The following is a 22,542-nucleotide window of genomic DNA, read 5'->3' as shown; positions in this document are numbered from 1 at the left end:
AGAGTTATTATGAGGAATTTTTTGGCATTTGATATTGGGGGTACGCTACTTAAATATGGTGTTCTAAATGAAACGGGAGGTATTATTGAAAAAAATGAAATGGTAACAGAGGCCCATTTGGGTGGGATAGAGGTGTTAAAGAAAGTAAAACACATTGGCGATGGATTGATGAAATCGTATAACATTAGTGGGATATGTATTAGTACTGCTGGGCAGGTAGATTCAAAGAACGGGGAAATTTTGTACGCCTCTTCTCTTGTCCCTCATTACACAGGGATGCATATAAAGAAAGAGTTAGAAGCTTATTTTAGTTTACCTGTTGCGGTCGAAAATGATGTGAATTGTGTTGGGATAGCAGAGTCGTGGATTGGTAAAGGAAAAGATGCAAAAAGCCTGTTTTGTTTAACCATCGGTACTGGTATTGGTGGAAGTTATATTATTGATAATAAGTTGCATACCGGTCACAGCTTTAGTGGTGGTGAAATTGGTTATATCCCAATTGAAGGAAGTCAATTAGAAGAACTTGCTTCAACAAGAACTTTAGTTAGAAATGTAGCAAGTGAAAAAGGGATTGAAGAGAATAAAATAACCGGTAAAGAGATTTTTGAATTAGCTCTTAAAGGCGATGACATTTGTATTCAAGAAATTGAAAGACTTGTGTACTACTTATCGAAAGGAATAGCTACCATTGCTTATATGATGAACCCAGAAATGATTGTTATTGGTGGGGGCATTACAAATCAAAAAGACTATTTATATCCGTTAATCATGGAACAGTTAGAGAAAGATATTATTCCGTCTCTTCTTCGTAAAACAAAAATAGAAATTGCGGATCATCTCAATGATGCGGGTATGATTGGTGCATTACGACATTTTCTAATACAGGAATCATTGCAACCCTATAATCGAATTACAACGATGATTGAATCGAATAATCATAAACTAACAAAAGGGGAAAGCATGATTGCAAAATATATTATGATGAATTTGAGTGATGTTCCAAGTAATACGATTTCAGAAATGGCTCAGAAAATAAATGTATCGGAATCGATGATAACAAGATTTTGTAAAAAGTTAGAAATTGGTTCATTTAACGAGCTGCGTCTAATGGCCAAAGAAGCGATTATTGGTACCCGTTTACATGATAAATCAGATACAAGCAGTTTGGTGAAAGTAAGGCAGGATTATATAAATATACTTAATAATATCGAAACATTAAACCAATCGAATGATATAAGATTGCTTAAGGAGCAATTTACTAAAGCAAAGCAGGTATTATTATATGGATCCGGAGATATGGCATTCATTATGAATTCCGTTAAATATAAATTGATGAAACTAGGTAAGCCAATCGATGCTTTTTCCAATCGTTATCAGATGGAAATGTCAACTGATTTATTAAACCCGGATATGATTGTCATTGGTCTAAGTCTATCAGGATATGACACGGAAGTTATTGATATGTTTCAGGTAGCTAAAGCGAAAGGCGCCATGACGGTTGGAATTACAAGCCAGCAAGATGCTCCATTATTAGAGGGAGCAGATATGTCATTCTTAATCCCAACGGCGGATGAAGTAGATAGTGAACTGAACTCAATAAGTGAAATTTCCTTGTATTATTTACTAGATATATTTTTTAAAGAAGAACAAACGATAAAAACAAAAGAAGTTATCTAGCTTATTGAGAGGTGTAATCATGAGAATTATCTATATTCCAATAGACGAACGGCCATGTAATACAGAGGTTGTTAAACGGATAGCAAACTCAACATCAGATATTGAATTACTATTGCCTCCTGCAGAATTGTTTGGATTGAAAAAGAGCCCTTCAAACACGGAGAGATTATGGGAATGGCTTCAAAAGGAAGCAGAAGATTCAGATGCTGTTATTCTAAGTATTGATATGATCATTTATGGTGGCATCATACCTTCACGTTTACATGAGATGTCTGAAGAGACCGGTTTGATGTGGATGGAACGATTGCGTTCATTTCACAAAGCTTTTCCAAATCTACCTATCTACGCATCGAATTTAATCATGCGTACACCAAAGTATAGTTCAGGTGATGAAGAGCCTTCGTATTATGAGTATTATGGTCGTGAAATATTCTTACAAGCCTATTTGAAGGATAAAAAAACACATGATATTCTATCTTCTGAAGAATTGGACCAGCTCCAGGACTTAGAGCGCGAGATACCTCAGGAATTTATCGAGGATTATGAAACAAGAAGATCGTTTAATGTAATGATTAATGAATGTGTCCTAGATCTTGTGAAGGAAGGAGTCTTGACCTTTTTAGCCATCCCACAAGATGACAGTGCGGAATACGGGTATACGGCAATGGATCAAAAAGTGATTAGTTTCAAACGCATTAAACTACGCTTATACAAACAGGTTCATATTTATCCTGGGGCAGATGAAGTTGGGGCAACACTACTTGCACGTGTTTATAATGGTTTAAAAGGTTTAAAACCAAAAATTTATCCAATTTGGAGTAGTACACTTGGGGCGCAACTCATCCCAATGTATGAGGATCGTCCTTTTGCAGAAAGCATGAAAGGACATATCTTGGCGGCAGGATGTCAACTGGTAGATCATCCTGATTCTGCGGATTTAATTTTAGCTTATAATACACCAGGTCGTGTTATGCAAGAGTCGTGGGATCAGTCTAAAAAGGACATCACCTATTCGACTTTTCGAAATATGATGTCTTTCACTGATCAAATAAAGCAGGCGATAGAGTCCGGTAAAAAGGTGATCGTTGCGGACTCTGCCTATGCAAATGGTGGTGATCTAGAACTTATTGCGTTATTGGATGAAGAGGAAATCCTTGATAAATTGCTATCGTATAAGGGATGGAATACAAATTGTAATACGTTAGGTACGACCATTTCCCAAGGTGTCATCGGACAGTTTGGGAATGCAGATAGGATAAAAGAAAATATTATGTATCATCTATTGGATGATTATTTCTATCAAGCGGAGATACGAATGGAAATGGTAAGTGATTTTCTGTTAACCCATAACCTTAGTTATTTTGATTTAAAGGACAAAGCTAAATTAGTAAATTTAGAACGAGATCAACGCTTGCTTAGTCGTTTTCAAGCGGAGATTAAAAATAGTTTTAAACATAGTGAAATTGAAGAATTACATACCTATGCTCCATGGAATCGGATGTTTGAGTGTGGAATCGAGTTGAAAGTTAAATTTAAGTAAAATAGGAGGAAATGGTAATTTGAGCAATCATAACGTTCTTTTTGACATAAACCAAAATCTCATTGTATCTTGTCAGGCGCTTGAGGATGAACCGTTGCACGGCTCAGAAACAATGGCAAAAATGGCGGAGGCTGCCAAAATAGGTGGTGCAAAAGCAATCCGATGTAACTCCGTAATAGACGCTTTAGCAATAAAGACACAAACCGATCTGCCAATCATTGCGATTATCAAACGTGATTATAGTGGAAGCGATGTCTATATCACTCCTACCATAAGGGAAATTAAAGAATTGCTTGCCGTTAAACCGGATGTGATTGCCTTGGATGCAACCATTCATACGAGACCAAATAATGAAAAACTAAACGATTTGGTTACCTTTATTCATGAGAACAGTGACACGTTGGTTATGGGCGATATTGCAACACTTGAAGACGCTGCCTATGCATATGAGTGTGAGGTAGATATTCTATCTTCTACTCTTGCTGGCTATACAAAAGAAACACGACATGTACAGGGCCCTGATTTTAATCTAGTAAAACAACTTAGTAAAATGTATGACATCCCTGTCATTGCAGAGGGGCAAATCCAAACCCCAGAACAAGCAAGAATTATGTTAGATATGGGCGCATGGTCCGTTGTCGTTGGTGGCGCCATCACGAGGCCACAGATGATCACTAAATCATTTGTTTCGGTTATGTCAGCGGGGCAGTAGTAATAGAACGAAGAGTTGGAGGAAATAGGAGGGATTGTATTGGTTAGGCAGGAAAAAGCACATGTTATTGTTATAGGAGGAAGTATTGGTGGGTGTATCGCATCTTTAGCTATAGCGAAAATGGGGCTAAACGTGATCATGACGGAAGAAACCGATTGGCTTGGCGGGCAACTTACCAGCCAAGCAGTTCCACCAGATGAGCATCAATGGATCGAAAAATTCGGATGCACTACGACCTATCGTGAATTTAGAAATCGCGTTCGCGCCTATTATAAAAAGAACTATCCTCTAACCAAAGAGGCAAAGGCAAACGACATTTTAAATCCTGGTAACGGATGGGTTAGCCGCTTGGCCCATGAACCAAGGGTTGCATTAAAGGTAATGGAGGATATGTTATCTCCCTATATAAATAGTGGCAAAATTCGTGTGCTATTAAACTATAAAGTAGAAGATGCTAGTACGAGTGGAGATCATGTCACTTCTATTGCGGTACAACATCTGTCCCATACTGAGAAAATTACATTGACAGGTGACTATTTCCTAGATGCAACGGAAACGGGAGATGTTCTTCCACTTGCAGGGGTAGACTATGTGGTTGGGGCGGAGTCTAAAAAAACTACGAGTGAACCGCATGCATTAGAACAAGAAAATCCATTAGATGTACAGTCTTTCACCTACGTTTTAGCGGTGGATTATGTGGCAGATGGAAATTTCACGATTAAAAAACCGGAACAGTATGATTTTTGGAAAGGATATATCCCAAGTTTTTCTGATTTACCTTTACTTAGTTGGTATGCAGCCAACTCAGCAGATACGACAACATTAAAGGAGTTCACATTATTCCCGAATGAGGAAAGGATCCCTTCGTTATTTACCTATCGCCGTGTGCTGGACGTGACGAACTTGGAGGAAGAGCTGTATGAAGGAGATATTTCGCTAATCAATTGGCCACAGAATGATTACTTTTTAGGTTCGATTATTGACGTACCGGAAGCAGAACGACAGAAAAACCTACATGCTGCGAAACAGCTTAGTTTATCGCTATTATACTGGCTACAAACCGAAGCGCCCCGTCTAGACGGTGGACAGGGATACCCAGGATTACGTTTAAGAAAAGATGTGCTTGATACAAAGGATGGGCTTGCAAAATATCCTTATATACGGGAATCAAGAAGGATAAAAGCACTCTATACCATTACCGAAAACGATGTAAGTAGAGACACTAAAGGCTATGGTGGGATTCGTACCTATTTTGATAGTGTTGGTGTTGGAAGCTATCATTTAGATTTACATCATACAACTATTTCGAACAGAACGTTTTATAATCCAAGCTACCCATATGAAATTCCACTTGGTGCGCTATTACCAATTCGAGTAAAAAACCTATTACCAGCTTGTAAGAATATAGGAACTACACAACTAACGAATGGGTGTTACCGCCTTCACCCGACCGAGTGGAATATTGGCGAGTCGGTTGGCTATCTAGCAGCTTATGCCATCTTGAATCAGATAGGTGTACATGAGGTACGAGAAAATGATACGCACTTAGAAGCCTACCAGAAATTAATAGAAGGAAAAGGGATACAAAGGCATTGGCCTGAAGATATGGATTTAAACTAATTGATGCAGAAAGGATTTAGGTATGTTGAATTTGATTAAAAAAGAATTCCATAGTGAGATCCAAAATAGAAATTATACCTACTACCTGTTAACATCAGCTGAAACTGTAGAAGATGCGTATGTGTTATACGTTCAAGATGGGAAGGACTATTTAGAATTAGGTGGGTTTGAAGAAACGTTTCAGAAATTAATCGAAACGGATTCAAATCTAGCTAGTAAAATCGTTTTTGTCCTTATCCACCCAGGAGATTCAATGGAAAGATGGCAGGCCTATCATCGTCAAGGGAACCAATTTGAAAACTATATGCAATTCATGACGGATGAATTTATTCCAACAGTTGAAAAAGAGTTAAATCGAAACATTGTGAAACGCGGTTTACTTGGTGATTCCTTAGCTGGCAATAGTTCTTTAAACCTAGCGATGCGCAATCCTGAGCAATGGACCCATCTGTTGCTACAGTCTGCAGCGATTGCTATCGAAGACATAGGTGCCTTAAGTAAAATGGACAAGCTAGATTGGAATATTTATCAAACGGTTGGTAGGTTTGAAGATGAGTTTATATCAGTGATTACGAATGAAAAATTATATATTTTGACAAGAAACCGCGAATTGCATGAAACTTTTATTCTTAAAAGAGCAAAAATTGAATATACGGAGCAGGAAGCATCGCATGAGTGGGTTTTTTGGAAAAAGGATTTGGTGAATGCATTGAATTATTTTATGACTACACCATAAAAGATAGGTGAAAGGTTTCTGGGGGAACGAAAAAAAGATTACACCCCATTGATTTAAAGGTAACGCTAATAAAGCGGGAATTACTTTTCATTAAGAAGGGAAGCAAATCGAGGTCTATCCACAGATTATCCGTGAAGTAACCCGTTTCATGAGGGGAATAAACGAGGACTTATGATGGATCAGTTGAAAAAATAAAATCAATTTATCTTAAAGGGGGTGAGACATTCTAGGTAGGGGTTAGGAACCTAATATAAAAAAAGAGAGAAAAGAAAAAAGACCATCGTAATAGGGTGTACTTGGAAAATGAATAGTTTAATAAATTTGGAGGGTTTTATCAATGAAAAAATGGATTAGTATCCTACTAATCAGCATTCTTATGATGTCCATTACAACTCCGATTCAGGCAGCATCAGACAAAGGACAGGAACAGGAGTTATCCGATCTGACAGACAGTGATAATATGAAAGGTAGAGTTCTTTGGTATGATTTATCTGCAAATATTCATAATCTAGATACACCTGAGAAAGTAGCAGATATAGTAGAGAAAACAGCAAACGTGAATATTGATACCATTGTGCTGGATGTTAAAAATTACACAGGGTTTGTCGGCTATGACAGTGATATTGCACCACATATGAGTACTGCAGAGATAGCCAATTACAGCGATTTTCCGGAGGGGTATGATCTGCTGGCAACCGTTTTGGAGGAAGCGGACAAGTATGGCTTGGAAGTTTTGGCAAATGTCAACGTTTTCTCGGAAGGAAACAACACCTATAAAGACGGTCCCGCTTTTGATAATCCGGAGTGGCAGTCGCAATTTTATACAGCAGTAAATATTGTTGAAGCCGCCAATGGTGAAACAATGGAAATCGATGACTTCAATACAGAGAGAGGAAATGATCAGCTCATTCTTTACACACCAGAAGAACATGAGGTATCCCCTTCGAATCGCTGGGGTATCGAAGTTCAGGTAGACGAAGGTATTATTACCAACATCGAGGATCGAGCTACGACAGGGTCAGATCCTTTAACAGTTCCGGAAAATGGTGTTGTTTTATCCGCTCATGGAGATGCGCGTACATGGGTGCTGGAAAATCTGGAGGTTGGAGATGAAGTGAGCTATGATCAGACAGAATCAACGTTCATTCCAGCATCTGAGTACCCATCTTCCTCGGTATTCACTAACCCGATTCGAGAAGATGTCAAAAATTATGAGATGCGTATTATAGAAGAAATTGTCACCAACTATGATGTAGATGGGATAGTTTTGGATCGGGCTAGATATGCTAATCAATATGCGGATTTTAGTGATCTAAGCCGGGAAAAATTTGAGGAATATATTGGAGATACGGTCGCAAACTGGCCAGAGGATATTTATGAAATTCAAATGGACGGCACGGAAGAAACAATCGTGGAAGGTCCGTTATACAAAGACTGGATTGAGTTCCGTGCACACAATATTCAAAGTTTCTTTAAAGAAGCCGAAGATTTCATTCATTCCTATGATGAAGACTTGATGTTCAGTACGTATGTCGGTTCCTGGTACCCGCTATATTACCATGAAGGTGTCAACTGGGCCAGCCAGACCTATCAACCGGATTATGATTGGGCAACCGATAGTTATCATGAAACCGGATATGCAGAGTACCTCGACTTTCTCATGACAGGAAACTATTATTACGAGGTTTCCATTGATGAATCGGATGCTTTGGACTTGCCGTATTGGTACAGTGTAGAAGGATCCGCCAATTTGGCAATGGAGGTGGTTAATTATGCCACTCCATTATATGGATCCCTCTATCTCGAGCAATATAATGGGGATCCGGAACAATTCAGAAGAGCCGTACGCACTGCAGAAAGTAATACAAATGGGATAATGTTGTTTGATCTGGTTCATTTGGAAGACTATGACTGGTGGTACATTCTGGAAGAGGAATTTTCCAAAGATACGAAGGCACCCCATCAAATGTCAACGTTTGCATATTTGCAATTTCTTGTTGATGAAATGAAAGATGGAGGCGAATTTAATGAAGAAGATGCAATCCGCCATGTTGAAACCCATTTAAAAACGCTTGCTCATTATGAAAACACAGACTCGATGGACAAAGCGGTAAAACATTTGAATGGATTTAAATCGCTGCTTGAGCATCAAAACAACAATGAATTGATTTCAGAGACAGCCTACAACAAGTTAATATCGGTATCAGATACGCTACTGGAAGAATGGCAATAGGCCAGATTAAAATGACTGAAGGTGTACCAGTAGTTTGATCTCTTATAATAAGCAGGGCAGGTGAAGAGCTGTCCTGCTTATTTTACGTAAAGATGTATTAGTCCTCGAAAACGGATAAAAGGGGCAAACTCTCCTGTGATACAGCCTCGACGTACATTTAATCCATTGGAAATGTAAAATAAATGTATTTTTGCCACCAGACAGGATTATTTTTCGATTGTAGGAATGACTATAGTACTATTCGAAAAACCGGTTTTTCAGAAAAGAGATAGGATATGAATCAAACAGGGGAGGAATCATTTGAAGTTTTTTTCAAGCAGCATCAACACCGTATTCATTATCATATCCACGATTTGGATATAAAGGACCCGCAAAATGAATTTTATGTGGAGGGGATTTGTGCGCTGTTTTATTATTGGAAGATGCAGCAGGCTGAAGCGGGCATGGATCTAGCGTATTTCGACATCGATTCTATTATTCGTGTTCGTTTGATAGCGTTATGGGATAGAAGATTGGATTGAAGATTTATAGCTGGGCGTCTTTCCCCGGGAAAAGGCGCTTTTTAAAAGAGGGCATTTGACGCATGGAATTTAGGAGAAGGAAAGGATTGGGGAAAATGAATTACATAAAAGAATTGAATGCATTTCACAATCAACAGGAAACAAATCCACTGTCAGCAACAGCAGCAAATCTATGGCATGTGCTCATGCATGTTAATAACAGGGCCGGTTGGCTGGAAACATTCACGCTAGCGGTATCGGTTCTATGCGTGAAAGCGTCGTTAACAGAAAGTACATTTAATCGAGCGCGAGCAGAACTCCGGGATAAGGGATATATCCGTTTTCACTCGCGGGGTGGAAAACAGGCAGCACGTTATGAAATGATTGCCTTGATTTTAGATGGGGAGACGTCTGGTTTCAGGGGGCATGTGGACGACAGCGTGAGCGACACGGAAGCGGCGGCTTGCGGTATTGAGGAGAGTACGATTAACAATGTGAGTGGCAGTAGGAGCGGCACTTCGGACTGCAGTGCTGACCCATTATCTAAACGAAGTAAAAGGAAACAAAGTCATACAACAACAGACGTGATTGCATTTTACCAGGAGAATTTCGGTTTGATTAGCCCTTATGTTGCTGATGAGCTAATCAACTGGGTGAATGATTTAGGCGAACCGCTTATTTTGGATGCCATGAAACGTGTGCTTGGGCGAGGAAGAGCAAATTGGGGATACGTTAAAGGAACTCTGCAAGCTTGGGGCAAAAAAGACATCACAACCGTTGAAGAAGCAGCGTGGCGAGGGTGCTTCTTTTTGGGAAGGAGTCGCGGGAGATTGTGCCTGAGTGGTTTAAGGACCAGAAGCGGAGGCGAGAGCAGGGAATGTGAAGAAATCGGGACGTGATATTGAAGCTGATGTTGAGGAGGTGGAGAGGTTGTTGGTGAAGTATTCGAGTAGGGGGGGTTGATAGTGTGGGGGAGTAGTTGGATACTGGACTTAAGAGGGTGATTCAGTATGGTAGCTTTAGGCTCCACTGTAAAGGGTTTGTCAAATAAAGTGTGTAAGTTAACTTTAACTCAAGATATTTTAAAACCTGTCTTTAAGATTTTCATGTAGGAGTAGTTGGTTCATAACCATTGACCAGTTTTGGACATGGCCACCTTCCCACTTGGGAGTTTAAACTCCCTTGTCACATGTACAGAAGATATTCATGCACTGTCTAAAACGATATTTTAAGATACTAAAAACCGAATGAATAAATGACATGTACTTTGACACCCTTAACTGCTATCTCTTGAACTTTTTGATAATGTCAATTGGTACAATAATATCCGAACGCACAGCACTCTTGGTTACTTAAGTCCTGTAACATATCGAAACTTGACCCTTAAAAAATGTTTGATTTAGTGTTGACATACCAAAAATAAAGCGAACGAAATCCAGGGGGACGCGCCCTCTGGATATTCGCCTTATACATTTGATTTACAAATTGAAAACTTTCTCTTCTGTAGAATCTTTCTTCCATATATCTTCCAGTTGTTCCAATGATTTCCCTTTTGTTTCTGGAATCATTTTCCATACGAAAATAATAGATAGTACACTCATTAAACCATAGAATCCATATGTCATGGATCCGCTAAATTCCATCATTGGAGGGTAGGTTGAAGAAATCAGGAAATTTGCTGCCCATTGTCCAGCAACTGCAATAGCCATTGCTTGTCCACGAATTTTATTCGGGAAGATTTCACTAAGTAATACCCAGCAAATTGGTCCCCAAGACATCATATAGGAAGCCGTATAGAATATGATAAATACCAGTGTCCATATTCCAATAATTTCATTTTGAGCAAGAATCGAAACACCAAACATACCAATTGCCATACCTATAGAACCCACTATTAACAGCGGTTTTCTTCCCCATTTGTCTACGGTTTGAATCGCAATCACTGTAAATATAACATTCACAATTCCCATAACAACGGTTTGCAGCATTGAAGCATTGGCTCCTGCTCCCATACTTTCAAAGATACGCGGTGCATAGTACAGTGCTACATTAATTCCAACAAATTGTTGGAACACAGACAAGAGAATACCAACGACGATAACCGTTTTTCCATAAGAAAATAGTTTTCCAGTTGTATCTTTGGCATTTAACGATGTACGAATATCAGATAACACAAGTTTTGCTCTGTCTTTCGAACCATTAATTTTTTCTAATATACTAAGTGCTTTATCTTCATTATTTTGCGATGCTAAATACCTTGGGGTTTCCGGAACATAGAATAGCAAAATAAAAAATAAAAGTGCTGGAATCGTTTCAGAAGCAAACATGTATCTCCAGCCAATATCATTTACCCATTCAGATGACTGTCCATTCACAATTCCCCAGTTAACGAAATAGACAACGAGCTGACCGAAAATAATAGCAAATTGATACCAGGATACTAATTTACCACGAACTTCTTGCGGAGCAATTTCCCCGATATACGTTGGAGAAATAGCCGATGCCATCCCTACACCAATCCCACCAATGATTCGATATAAATTAAACATAATTAATAAGCTGACACTCGGTTCACCAACATTAAAGAATAAAAATTCGGGGTAAGCAGAACCCAAAGCAGAAACAAAGAACAATGACGCTGCTATAATTAGAGAATTTTTTCTTCCTATATTATTGGAGAACAACCCAGAAATCAGACCACCAATGATACACCCAATCAATGCACTGGACACCGTTAATCCATGTACCCATGATCCTAATCCCAAGCTATCAATTAAGTACAGTTGTACTGACTGTTCAGCACCGGATATAACGGCTGTATCATAGCCAAATAGCAGTCCACCTAGAGTTGCAATTAACGTAATAGAAATGACGTATGAGGTTGTCGTTTTAGATTTCATGTTTTCCAAAGAGTAAACTTTCAAAAACGCTTACCCTTTTTCTCTCCCTTCGTTTAAAATTATTATAAAACGCTTTCTTTTTGAGGGATATTTATCTCAGGTAAAAACACGAATGGAGTTAATCTCTAAACTCCATTAACTTCATGCTCAATTCTTTGGTAGATGGGTATACCATTTGATAAATTTTATACAGTTTTTGGTATGTTTTCACATTACTTGGGATCGGCTCATATATTTGATCCACTTTCAAAAATTCATCCGCACAATCCTGTAGGGAAGAAAACCAGCCGTTTCCGTATGCTGCTAGCATTGCCGCTCCCATACCTGGGCCTTGCTCACTTTTTAATTTTATAACTTTCGCATTAACAATATCTGCCTGCATTTGCAGCCATGATTCATTTTTAGCTCCTCCACCAATTGAGATAACCTCATCGATCTTTTTCCCGTTTTTACGGAAAATTTCAACAGAATCATTTAAAGAAAACGTAATTCCTTCCAAAACCGCACGCGCAAAATGTTTTACTTCATGAGAAGCATCCATTCCAATAAAACTACCCCGAATTGTCGAATCAACATGTGGCGTTCGCTCTCCAACGATGTATGGTGTGAAGATCAATCCATTCGACCCTGCAGAGACGGAATCCACATCAGCTAACAATTCATTAAAATCTCTATCCTTGGCAAATGTATCTTTAAACCATGACAAACTATATCCGGCAGCGAGAGTGACGCCCATTGTATAGTAAACGTCAGGTACTGCATGATTAAAATAGTGCACTTTTCCTCCGAAATCCTTGTTTCCATTTGCTTCATAAGATAAGACTACACCAGACGTTCCTGTACTGATCAATGTCTTGCCATCTTTTAAAATACCGGAACCGATTGCTCCACACGCATTGTCCGCCCCGCCAGCAAAAACACAGGTAGCAGAACTTAATCCCGTTACTTTTGAAATCTCACTAGTAATTGTTCCAACTTTATCGTGCGAACCAACCAACTGAGGACAAATTTGCGGATCAATATCTAAAATGCGACAAATCTCACTGCTCCATTTCTTTTCATTTACATCCAATAATAGCGTCCCTGCTGCATCGGAATATTCCATGTGAAGTTTTTTTGTTAATTGATATCGAACATAATCTTTTGGCAAAACAAACGCGCGTGCTTTTTCGAAAATTTCCGGTTCATGATTTTTTACCCAGAGTATTTTCGGCAATGTAAGTCCTTGCAATGCTGTATTCTTTGTAATTTCCAGCAAACGTTCTTTGCCAACGCGTTCATATATTTCTTCACATTCTTTCGTTGTTCGCGTATCATTCCAAAGTATCGCATTGCGAAGTACTTCATGATTTTCATCCAGCAACACCAATCCATGCATTTGACCGGAAAAACTTATTCCTTCAATTTCTGCTGTATCGCCTTCGAAAGACTGAACCAGGTCAGACAATCCTGCAATTGTCTGATCTACCCAATCATCTGGGTCCTGTTCACTATAACCAGATTTCTCCTGAATTAACGGATATTCTTTAGAAACCTCATTGGCAACTTCTCCGTGCTGATTAACCAAAAGAACTTTAACAGCACTCGTCCCCAAGTCAACTCCAATCACATATTTCATCGCTAACCCTCCCAATTAATCTGCTGCATAAGCTTGTAATAAATATTGATTAATCGTTGCTTTAATATGTTCTAATTTACCAGATTCATTTTTAACTTCTGTTAATCCCAGCGCATGTTTTTCCAATTCTCGGAAATCTGTTTTTCCTTCCACAATATCTAATCCAATTCCTTCAGTGTAGCTCTTATAGCGATCATCAACGATGCCATCTAGCACGTTATCATCGACTAATTTTTTAGCCACTCTTAATCCTACTGCAAAGCTGTCCATTCCAGCGATATGTGCATGGAATAAGTCTTCCGGATCAAAGGAACCTCGACGAGCTTTTGCATCAAAATTCAGTCCCCCACGGCCGAGTCCACCATTTTTTATGATTTCATACATGGCTAGTGTTGTAGAATATAAGTCTGTTGGGAATTCGTCTGTATCCCATCCTAGTAATGTATCACCTTGGTTTGCATCAACAGATCCAAGCATGTTATTCACACGAGCATAATTTAATTCATGCTCAAATGTATGCCCGGCTAACGTCGCATGGTTCGCTTCAATATTAAATTTAAAGTGATCCTGCAAATTATAATTCTGTAAGAAAGCAAAACCAGTTGCCACGTCGAAGTCATATAGATGTTTCATCGGCTCTTTTGGTTTTGGTTCAATGAGAAATTGCACATCATTGCCGATTTCTTGTGCATAATCTACCGCCATGTGGTAGAAACGGCCCAGGTTATCCATCTCTAGCTTCATATCGGTGTTTAGCAGGGTTTCATACCCTTCACGGCCACCCCAGAACACATAGTTTTCTCCACCTAGCTCCTTACTAATTTCAAGTCCTTTTTTCACTTTTGCTGCAGCATATGCAAAAACATCTGCATTATTAGAAGAGGCAGCACCATGAACGAAACGAGGGTGCGTGAAGTTATTTGCCGTATTCCAAAGCAATTTTGTTTTACTATCTTTCATGTAATCTTTCATCATGCTTACGATCGTATCCAAATTTTCATTTGATTCTTTTAATGTAGAACCTTCTGGAGCAATGTCCACGTCATGGAAGCAAAAATATGGAACGTTCAATTTTTCAAAGAATTCGAATGCTGCCTCTACTCGAGCTTTGGCAAGATCCATGCCTTTGTATTTATCCCACGGACGAATTGCCGTACTAGCACCGAATGGATCAGAAAGGTCTTCTGTAAATGTATGCCAATATGCGACACCAAAGCGCAGTATCTCTTCCATCGTTTTATCACCGATTTTTTCTTCAGGATTGTAAAATTTAAACGCGAATGGGTTCGTTGACTTCGGCCCTTCATAATTAATCTTGTTTACGTTTGTAAAGTAACTCATTATTGTATTCTCCTCCCAAATTGTTTAAACTATTTTTATTTAAAACAAAGTTCGTTTAACCTTTAAACTAAGTTTAGGGCATATTGAAACCGCTGTCAATAATAAATTTCAATATATTATAGTTTTAGGACATTCAGGACATTTATTCTTCTGAAATGAAAACTCCTACATTGTAACAAGCTGAGCGAAGCGTCCTTTTACACTGAGAAGGAGCAGTGCAGTGCTAGTTTATACGCCAAATGACACCTAGTGGAATCTTAGTCATTTAACAGATAAGTCAGAGGCTCAGTGTCAAGGGTAGCCGTTTTAACCGCGCAGATGTCCTTATTAAGGTTTTTTGGAAATTATATTTGTAATATGTTTATCCTTTGTATATTATTTAAACAAACTATCCTTTAATAGGTGTATCAAACTGTTAAATCATGATAGAATTCATACTATCTAAAGACAAAGTAAGGAGAAGTAGACATGAAATCCATCCGAACCGGGGATCAAAACCTTGTAAAAAAAATTAATAAATCCATTGTTTTTCAGGCCATTAAAAATAAAGGCCCGATTTCACGGGCACAGGTATCAAAAGAAATGAAACTAAATAAAGCCACTGTATCCACTATGGTTTCTGAGTTATTAAACGAATCGCTCATTAATGAAATAGGTGAAGGACAATCAAGCGGCGGAAGAAAACCAGTTATGCTTTATTTCAATAATAACGCAGGATATTCGATTGGGATCGATATAGGAGTTAATTATATTCTAGGAATTCTAACCGATTTAAGTGGAAGTATTATTGAACAAACCATGACAAGTATGCATTCTATCCACGATCAAGATATAGTAAATGAAATGGATTCACTCATTCAAATGCTTATCCAAAAAGCTCCGGAAAGTACCTACGGCGTGGTCGGAATTGGGATTGGCTTCCCAGGACAAATTGATCAGAATGACCAAATTCTCTTTGCTCCAAATCTGAAATGGGAACATATCAATTTAAAAAAACATGTGGAAGATAGATTTCATATTCCAGTCAGAATCGAAAACGAAGCAAATGCCGGGTCACACGGAGAACATTTATATGGTGCGGGGCAAAACTTTTCCAATATCGTTTATATAAGTATTGGTATTGGAATCGGGACTGGCATTATTATTCAAAACCAGTTATACAAAGGTGGAGCAGGTATTTCTGGGGAGATGGGACACTTTACCATTGATTCAAATGGTCGAAAATGTTCGTGTGGAAACCGTGGGTGTTGGGAATTGTATGCTTCGGAAAGCACCTTATTGAACAAAGCCAAGGAACAAGGCATCGAGGGTGTTAGTGGAGACGATGCTTTAGAAGCTTTATTTGAAGAAGCAAAAAAAGGCAATCCAAACGTCCTCAAATTATTAAATAGTCTAGCAGAAAATATCGGGGCTGGAATCGTCAATATCATTAATACATTCAATCCAGAAGCAGTGATTATCGGGAATCGCATCGCACCATTCAGTACTTGGATATATAACCCAATTGAACGAGTATTAGAAGAACGACTTTCCAACAATCACAAAAAAAGTACCGAACTTCGCTTTTCAATTCTTGGCAACCTATCCACCGCACTCGGTGCCAACTCTTTTGCCATTACACAATTTCTAGCAACAAAACATATGGAAGAAGGAATATAGTGGCACTGAAGCTAGGTTGAGCACGTGAAGAGAAATAACCATTTCAATTTGTCAGCTGAAAACGAACTTGGATATGATAATACCGAATCTATAAGTGCGCTTCCCCTAACTTGCCTTCATGACATTTCGGTTAGAAGCACCTGGTAAGCAATCTGTTTCTGTTCTTCGTCTTCTTTTTAGGCGAACTGCAAAACTTTGGGCTCTTAACGGGATGCCGCGTTCTTTACAGTGCCGGCGGTTTGCACGGGGAAGTAAACTGGATTTGCAATACTCCTTTAAAGAACAAATATTCTATTTGGTTACAAAAGAATGTCGATTTATCTTAAACAAATTAGGTTTTAGCTAGTTAAGAAAAAATCGATAAAGCGTAGGCCAAAACGAGTTAATTTTCCAGAATGAAGTGTCTGTAATTTAATAGACTCTGGATCAGTAGTTAAGCCTATATTTGCAAAGTTCCTTAGTTGATACACGTAAATATCTTGTATTTCTTCTTGGTAATCAGCATCTCCCAGTTTTTCATATTGTCTTAGTTCAGGTATATGGGAAGCTCCAACCTTTCCATTCAGGAATAGTAAGTTTGGTTCCTAAGAATGCACCTTTTAAGTTAATCGCTATAACCTTATTCCCTTCATTTATGTCATGTTCAGCTGCTTTAGTTACAGAAGGCCCAACAGTTCCTGCTGTATTTACTAGAACATTCACTTTTCCATATGTTTCTAAAGTAGTTTTAACAGCGCTTTCCCATTCTTCCTTTGGAATGCCCTTCTTCAATACATCCCCCTAGAGATTGAAAATGACCAAATATCGCTACATATGATTTCTTATTACTTACGAATTACTTCGCGAAGCAACCTTTTTTCCTTTTTGATCTGCTAAACCAATATAAGTGTAATATCAATTCATCAGAGGACATTATGTACGTTACAACAAATATATCGTTGCTATACCGATGGTTATTTTTTGTGGGAGAGGACAGTTATGGATACTGTTATAAATTTATAAATCAAAAGAATTTTTTAAAAACTATTGACAAAGAAAATCTAGCCTATTACAATATATCTCAACAGGTTACAAAATTATTAATAATTTAACAATATTTGTAAAAATAGGCAGTTTTATCTTGTCTAATGGGAAGTAGATGCAGCAACGTCACATATAACAAAAAACGATTATTTTTTTAAGAATAAATGATATCGTTTACATTTGTAATAGTCGTTATAGAATAAATAGACATTATTTTTCGAGAAAATATATAAAACCATTTATTGGAGAATAGTATCTTAACTTAGCAACAAAGTATTAAATACTTTACATCTATAAAAAGGAGGTGTGATCTTGCTTATGAGTGTATCTTACAGTGGAAAGGCAGGTGATTTAATTAGTGTTCTAAAAGGTTCGTAGCAGTAGTTAGTAAAAGTGTTAATTTAATATGAAGAGGGGAGTAATGTATATGAAAACTGCCAAGAAATTTTCTTTATTGGCTGCTGTTCTTATGGTTGTCTCTATGATATCGTTTACAACATTTGCTGAAACTGATGAGACTAGTAATGATAATGATGAGGTGAAAAAGGTTTTAATGGTGACAGCTACAGAAATATTTCGACATGCATCAATTGACGATGCTCATGAGATTATGCCCCAGTTAGGCGAAGAACATGGATTTGAAGTCGATATCACGGAAGATGTGAGTTTGCTAAACGCGGAAAACTTGGCAAATTATGATGTATTAGCTTTTGTGCATACAACCGGAGAACTTCCGATCTCTGATCAACAAAAAGAGGATATTATAAACTTTGTTGAATCAGGAAATGGTTTTTTTGGTGTTCACGCTGCCACAGATACCTTTTATGAATGGGAAGAATACGGTGAATTAACTGGAGCCTATTTTGATTCACATCCTTGGGTTCATGAAGTGACGTATGATATTGAACAGGGAGATCATCCTTCAACTGAACACCTGGATTCCCAGCATACACAGTTAGAAGAAGTATACCTTTTTCAGGATAATCCTCGGTATAACGGCAAACATATCCTCATGAGTCTGGATATGGTTAGTGTCGACGGGGAAGCTCATGAAGATCACCCTGCAGCATGGGTTGATGAAATAGGAGAAGGTAGAATGTTTTATACAGCATTGGGGCATCACCCTGAAACATGGTATAAAGAGGATTTTCAGCAGCATCTAGTAGGTGGATTGCAATACGCTTGGGGAGATTCGGATTATGACGCCAGTGAACCAACCCCTGAGCCAAACTTGGATGCAGAAAATATGGTAGGACATGTGGAGGACTTTAAAGAAGATGGAGAATTCGAAACAGATGAGGCCGTTCGTAGCTTGACACTTCATTTGACGGCAGTAAATCATTACGAAAATCAAGAAGAGGCTACAAAAGTCACCCAACACATGGGGGATTCAAGAATTTGCTTAACCATCAATTAGATAATGATTTAATCACAGAGAGGGCATTTGATGTTCTTATGGCTCAATCTGATGCAGTAATTCAAAATTGGGATGATTAAGTGAATAGAAACTTCTTCTGTGGCAGTGATTAAGCTGACACAGAGGAGTTTATCCTAGATTTATAGTAAAAGAAGTAGAAGAAAAATTCTCCTATGTAAAAAGGGGGTGATAAAATTTAATAAAATTGTAATATTTGTAGTTATCTAAATGGTGGAACAAAATCAATTCGAACTCAAGAAAAGGAGGAAAATGATATGAAGCGTCCCATTAAGGGATCTTTACTAATGGCTATAGTTATGATTTTCATGATGATCCCGACCGTATTGTTTGCAGATCAGGAAGAAACTAATGAGACGGAGAATGACGATAACGATTATGTCATAGAAACCGTTACGGATGATATAGAACGTCCAGTTGATTTAGATATCACTGGTGAAGAGATTATTTATGCCATTAGCATTGAAGGGGGAGTCTATGAAGTCAGTCCCACTGGTAATGTTAATGAATTACTGTCTATTGATACAACCACATCTAGTGAACATGGATTAAAATCCATCGCACTTGATCCCAATTTTGAGGATAACGGTTATATCTATTTAGCTTATACGGAACCTGAAACATTTCTAGAGCATGTTTCTAGGTTCACATATGAAAATGGAACAATTGATTCTGATTCTGAAGAGGTGCTTTTGGAAATTCAGTCTGAAGATATATGCTGTCATCAAATGGGCGGTCTAGAGTTTGGTCCTGATGGAAAATTATATATTTCAGTAGGAGACAATAACCCAGCAACACATGGACCCCAAGTAGAATCAGTTGAGACTGCTCAAAATTTACAAGATTTAAGGGGGAAAATTTTACGCATTAACCCTGACGGATCTATACCTGAAGACAATCCTTTTGTTGATGATGATAATGCTAGGGATGAAATCTATGCTTATGGATTCCGTAGTCCATTTAAGATGGATATTGATCAGGAGACAGGAGACGTTTGGGTCGGAGATGTTGGCCCTGACCATCCAACCGATGACAATGATGTGATGAAAGTGGTCAGAGAAGGTGGGGAAAACCATGGATGGCCGTATATTATGGGCGGTGAATGCTACGATGAATTTGAAGAAGAGTGTGCTGAGGAAGATATCACTGAATCAGTATTTTGGTATCCTTACCCAGAAACTGAACGATGGGGTAGCGGTGGAAGATCCATTACAGCGGCAGGAATTTATCATCATAACTATGATGAAGAAAGTAATGCCGGGGGCCTAACTGCTGAACATGACGGAAAACTTCTAACCTATGATTTTTCACGAGAATGGTTAAAAGCTGTGGAACTTGATGAAGAATATAATGTCGTAGATGTGCAGGATATTGTACCGCAAGGAGAATTAAACTTACCAACATCAAGCGTTTATGGTCCAGATGGGTCCTTGTATATTACTGAATTCGGTGATGATTGGTGGGAGTCAAACGACAATGCCGGAATTCGAAAAATATACTATGGTGAAGAAATACAATATCCGGTAGCTCAAGGGGAAATAAGTGAAGAAGATGGACATGCTCCATTAGAAGTAGAGTTTGATGCCTCAAATTCATATGATCCTGACGGACAGGAAATTACTTTTGAATGGGAGTTTGGGGACGGAAATACGAGTAACGATGTAAATGCAACGCATACCTATACAGAAAATGGTCAATATCACGTTACTTTAACAGTAACAAATACAGAAACTGGGAGGATTGATATTTGGAGCGATACTATTGTTGTCGGTAACACAGCACCGGAAGTTGAAATCACCTCTCACTCTGATGGAATGTTTTTTAATGAAGGTGAAGAAATTACGTTAACCGCAGAAGCCTGGGATGATGAAGATGGAGAGATTTCCTGTGAAAATTTTCTATGGCAACTGAATTTGTTACACGATACCCATGGTCACCCTCAGGCAAATCAAAGTGGATGTGAAGCTACCTATGACCTATCCATGGATGGATCACATCATATGAGTGACAATGTATGGTGGGAAGCAGCATTGACTGTAGAAGATAGTGGTGGGGAGGATGCCCCAGCTTTAACAGCTACGGATACTGTTGAACTTAAGAACAAACGTCAACAAGCTCTGGTATTCGATGAAACTGGAAATATTGATCCAGAAAATAATGATAGTGAAGGGGCCAGCCTTGAACCTACAAGTGATGTAAACGGTCAAAGCAATGTTACCGATGTTGACCTTGGAGATTGGATTGTGTATGAAACTATCCATATGGCTGATATTGAAGATATGTATTTCCGTGTAGCAAGTGAGGAAGGTATAGATATGGAAGTACGTCTGGGTAGCCCGGATGGAGAAACAGTAGCGTCTGTAACGCAACCATCCACAGGAGATGGGCAAAATTGGGTAACTCTAGAATCCGCGGTGAATATAGAGGAAACCGATGGCGAATTCCATGATGTATATATCTACTTCAATAGTGGAGACCAAAATTTAAATTGGATACAATTTGCTGAGGACGGGGATGAAGCACCAGAGGAAGAAAATGATGTTGAACCTATCGAAAACAGTGCGGAAGGCATAAAAAAACTTGTGGAACGTCTAGATGATAACGGTTCATTTGAATCAGATGAGGAAGTCCGCGCCCTAATGACACACTTGACTGCTATAAGTCATTACGAAAATCAAGAAGAAGCAGAAAAAGTTGTACAGCATATGGTAGGCTTTAAGGATTTGCTTGATCATCAGTTTGACAATGAGTTGATTAGTGAAGGCGCATTTGAATCTCTAACTACACAAGCTGATTTATTGGTAGAAAAATGGCAATAGAGATCTCACCAAAATCAATGCAAAGTGGGACCTTTAAAATTAACATATTAGGAGGCACATAAAATGGGAATTAAAAAACAATTAGGCATGGGTGTAACAACAGCGGTACTCGGTTTAACATTAATTGGTGGTGGAACATTTGCATATTTCAGTGATAGTGAGACGACGAACAACACGTTCGCGGCTGGAACGCTTGATTTATCAGCGGAACCGACACAAATCATTGATATAGATAATATGGCTCCGGGTGATTCGATGATACGAGACTTTGAACTACAAAATAATGGGTCGCTGGACATTGATACGGTAACGTTGGAAAGTGACTATACGGTTACTGATGCGGAAGGAAATAACACCGAAGATTTCGGCGAACATATCGAAGTAGAGTTTCTCTATAACGCTAATAATCTCGATGAAGTTATTTATCAAACAACGTTGGCTGAATTACAGGAGATGACTCCAGAAGCGATCAGTGAGCATATTTTTTATCCAGACATGGGTGATGATGGATTGCCAGTAGGAGAATCTCATGACTTTGTGGTTCAATTCAATTTTAATGACACAGACGAAGATCAAAACCAGTTCCAAGGGGATTCTCTAAACCTTGATTGGACGTTTGTAGCAACTCAGGGAGATGGTGAAGAAAGATAGTAATCTATTTTTCGTATAAATCTATCAATGTTTAGTCTATAAAAGTACTTCCTGGTTGATCAAACATATGATCTCGTT

At 38.5% G+C, this 22,542-nt stretch carries 17 protein-coding genes; 13 read left to right on the top strand and 4 right to left on the bottom strand.

Features of this window, described 5'->3' with window-relative positions; genetic code table 11:
• Positions 1 to 9: 9 nt before the first annotated feature.
• The 9 genes from KFZ58_RS15520 (at position 10) to KFZ58_RS15480 (ending at position 10,421) form a co-directional block, all read left to right on the top strand.
• Positions 10 to 1,677, top strand: a complete 1,668-nt coding sequence (locus KFZ58_RS15520; protein WP_235792198.1) for an ROK family protein — start codon at positions 10 to 12, stop codon at positions 1,675 to 1,677.
• Positions 1,678 to 1,696: 19 nt separating this feature from the next.
• Positions 1,697 to 3,217 (top strand): DUF4127 family protein, encoded by a 1,521-nt coding sequence (locus KFZ58_RS15515; RefSeq protein WP_235792197.1) that lies wholly within the window; start codon positions 1,697 to 1,699, stop codon positions 3,215 to 3,217.
• 19 nt (positions 3,218 to 3,236) lie between these two features.
• Positions 3,237 to 3,929 (top strand): N-acetylmannosamine-6-phosphate 2-epimerase, encoded by a 693-nt coding sequence (locus KFZ58_RS15510; RefSeq protein ID WP_235792196.1) that lies wholly within the window; start codon positions 3,237 to 3,239, stop codon positions 3,927 to 3,929.
• 39 nt (positions 3,930 to 3,968) lie between these two features.
• Positions 3,969 to 5,549, top strand: coding sequence for an FAD-dependent oxidoreductase (locus KFZ58_RS15505; RefSeq protein ID WP_235792195.1), 1,581 nt, complete (start codon positions 3,969 to 3,971; stop codon positions 5,547 to 5,549).
• 25 nt (positions 5,550 to 5,574) lie between these two features.
• A complete protein-coding gene (locus tag KFZ58_RS15500; RefSeq protein WP_235792194.1) occupies positions 5,575 to 6,285 on the top strand; it encodes an alpha/beta hydrolase in 711 nt (236 codons plus the stop codon).
• A 337-nt stretch (positions 6,286 to 6,622) separates the two neighbouring features.
• Complete coding sequence (locus tag KFZ58_RS15495; protein WP_235792193.1) at positions 6,623 to 8,518, top strand: alpha amylase family protein; 1,896 nt, start codon at positions 6,623 to 6,625, stop codon at positions 8,516 to 8,518.
• 275 nt (positions 8,519 to 8,793) lie between these two features.
• Positions 8,794 to 9,039: a hypothetical protein gene (locus KFZ58_RS15490; protein ID WP_235792192.1), complete on the top strand. Its 246-nt coding sequence runs from the start codon at positions 8,794 to 8,796 to the stop codon at positions 9,037 to 9,039.
• 95 nt (positions 9,040 to 9,134) lie between these two features.
• A complete protein-coding gene (locus tag KFZ58_RS15485) occupies positions 9,135 to 9,917 on the top strand; it encodes a DnaD domain-containing protein (RefSeq protein WP_235792191.1) in 783 nt (260 codons plus the stop codon).
• A 381-nt stretch (positions 9,918 to 10,298) separates the two neighbouring features.
• Entirely contained in the window at positions 10,299 to 10,421 is a 123-nt protein-coding gene (locus tag KFZ58_RS15480; RefSeq protein WP_370642508.1) for an IS3 family transposase, read from the top strand.
• A 75-nt stretch (positions 10,422 to 10,496) separates the two neighbouring features.
• Here the strand turns inward: KFZ58_RS15480 and xylE are convergent, their stop codons facing one another.
• The 3 genes from xylE to xylA form a co-directional block, all read right to left on the bottom strand.
• Complete coding sequence (gene xylE / locus KFZ58_RS15475) at positions 10,497 to 11,918, bottom strand: D-xylose transporter XylE (RefSeq protein ID WP_235792190.1); 1,422 nt, start codon at positions 11,916 to 11,918, stop codon at positions 10,497 to 10,499.
• Between the two features lie 118 nt (positions 11,919 to 12,036).
• Positions 12,037 to 13,536 (bottom strand): xylulokinase, encoded by a 1,500-nt coding sequence (xylB, locus tag KFZ58_RS15470; protein WP_235792189.1) that lies wholly within the window; start codon positions 13,534 to 13,536, stop codon positions 12,037 to 12,039.
• 15 nt (positions 13,537 to 13,551) lie between these two features.
• Positions 13,552 to 14,877: a xylose isomerase gene (xylA, locus tag KFZ58_RS15465; RefSeq protein WP_235792188.1), complete on the bottom strand. Its 1,326-nt coding sequence runs from the start codon at positions 14,875 to 14,877 to the stop codon at positions 13,552 to 13,554.
• A gap of 468 nt (positions 14,878 to 15,345) precedes the next feature.
• On the opposite strand from xylA, the gene KFZ58_RS15460 reads away from it, so the two are divergent.
• Positions 15,346 to 16,536, top strand: coding sequence for an ROK family transcriptional regulator (locus tag KFZ58_RS15460; RefSeq protein ID WP_235792187.1), 1,191 nt, complete (start codon positions 15,346 to 15,348; stop codon positions 16,534 to 16,536).
• A gap of 531 nt (positions 16,537 to 17,067) precedes the next feature.
• Here KFZ58_RS15460 and KFZ58_RS15455 read toward each other — a convergent pair.
• Positions 17,068 to 17,307, bottom strand: a complete 240-nt coding sequence (locus tag KFZ58_RS15455; protein WP_235792186.1) for an SDR family NAD(P)-dependent oxidoreductase — start codon at positions 17,305 to 17,307, stop codon at positions 17,068 to 17,070.
• A 679-nt stretch (positions 17,308 to 17,986) separates the two neighbouring features.
• On the opposite strand from KFZ58_RS15455, the gene KFZ58_RS15450 reads away from it, so the two are divergent.
• The 3 genes from KFZ58_RS15450 to KFZ58_RS15440 all read left to right on the top strand — a co-directional run bounded on the left by KFZ58_RS15450 (position 17,987) and on the right by KFZ58_RS15440 (position 22,464).
• Positions 17,987 to 18,976, top strand: a complete 990-nt coding sequence (locus tag KFZ58_RS15450; protein WP_235792185.1) for a ThuA domain-containing protein — start codon at positions 17,987 to 17,989, stop codon at positions 18,974 to 18,976.
• A 275-nt stretch (positions 18,977 to 19,251) separates the two neighbouring features.
• Positions 19,252 to 21,813: a PQQ-dependent sugar dehydrogenase gene (locus KFZ58_RS15445; protein ID WP_235792184.1), complete on the top strand. Its 2,562-nt coding sequence runs from the start codon at positions 19,252 to 19,254 to the stop codon at positions 21,811 to 21,813.
• Positions 21,814 to 21,876: 63 nt separating this feature from the next.
• A complete protein-coding gene (locus KFZ58_RS15440) occupies positions 21,877 to 22,464 on the top strand; it encodes a CalY family protein (RefSeq protein ID WP_235792183.1) in 588 nt (195 codons plus the stop codon).
• The last annotated feature ends 78 nt before the right edge of the window (positions 22,465 to 22,542 follow it).

Origin of the sequence: Virgibacillus sp. NKC19-16 (assembly GCF_021560035.1) — a bacterium.
In the GTDB taxonomy this organism is placed as follows: Bacteria; Bacillota; Bacilli; order Bacillales; family Amphibacillaceae; genus Virgibacillus_L; species Virgibacillus_L salidurans.
This window is presented reverse-complemented; position numbering and strand designations above follow the sequence as displayed.

Excerpts from the sequence above, each read along its gene's own strand:
- KFZ58_RS15520 (WP_235792198.1), top strand. The coding sequence starts at position 10 with ATGAGGAATTTTTTGGCATTTGATATTGGGGGTACGCTACTTAAATAT.
- KFZ58_RS15515 (WP_235792197.1), top strand. The coding sequence starts at position 1,697 with ATGAGAATTATCTATATTCCAATAGACGAACGGCCATGTAATACAGAG.
- KFZ58_RS15495 (WP_235792193.1), top strand. The coding sequence starts at position 6,623 with ATGAAAAAATGGATTAGTATCCTACTAATCAGCATTCTTATGATGTCC.
- KFZ58_RS15490 (WP_235792192.1), top strand. The coding sequence starts at position 8,794 with ATGAATCAAACAGGGGAGGAATCATTTGAAGTTTTTTTCAAGCAGCAT.
- KFZ58_RS15485 (WP_235792191.1), top strand. The coding sequence starts at position 9,135 with ATGAATTACATAAAAGAATTGAATGCATTTCACAATCAACAGGAAACA.
- xylE (WP_235792190.1), bottom strand. The coding sequence starts at position 11,918 with ATGAAATCTAAAACGACAACCTCATACGTCATTTCTATTACGTTAATT.
- xylB (WP_235792189.1), bottom strand. The coding sequence starts at position 13,536 with ATGAAATATGTGATTGGAGTTGACTTGGGGACGAGTGCTGTTAAAGTT.
- xylA (WP_235792188.1), bottom strand. The coding sequence starts at position 14,877 with ATGAGTTACTTTACAAACGTAAACAAGATTAATTATGAAGGGCCGAAG.
- KFZ58_RS15460 (WP_235792187.1), top strand. The coding sequence starts at position 15,346 with ATGAAATCCATCCGAACCGGGGATCAAAACCTTGTAAAAAAAATTAAT.
- KFZ58_RS15450 (WP_235792185.1), top strand. The coding sequence starts at position 17,987 with ATGAAAACTGCCAAGAAATTTTCTTTATTGGCTGCTGTTCTTATGGTT.
- KFZ58_RS15445 (WP_235792184.1), top strand. The coding sequence starts at position 19,252 with ATGAAGCGTCCCATTAAGGGATCTTTACTAATGGCTATAGTTATGATT.
- KFZ58_RS15440 (WP_235792183.1), top strand. The coding sequence starts at position 21,877 with ATGGGAATTAAAAAACAATTAGGCATGGGTGTAACAACAGCGGTACTC.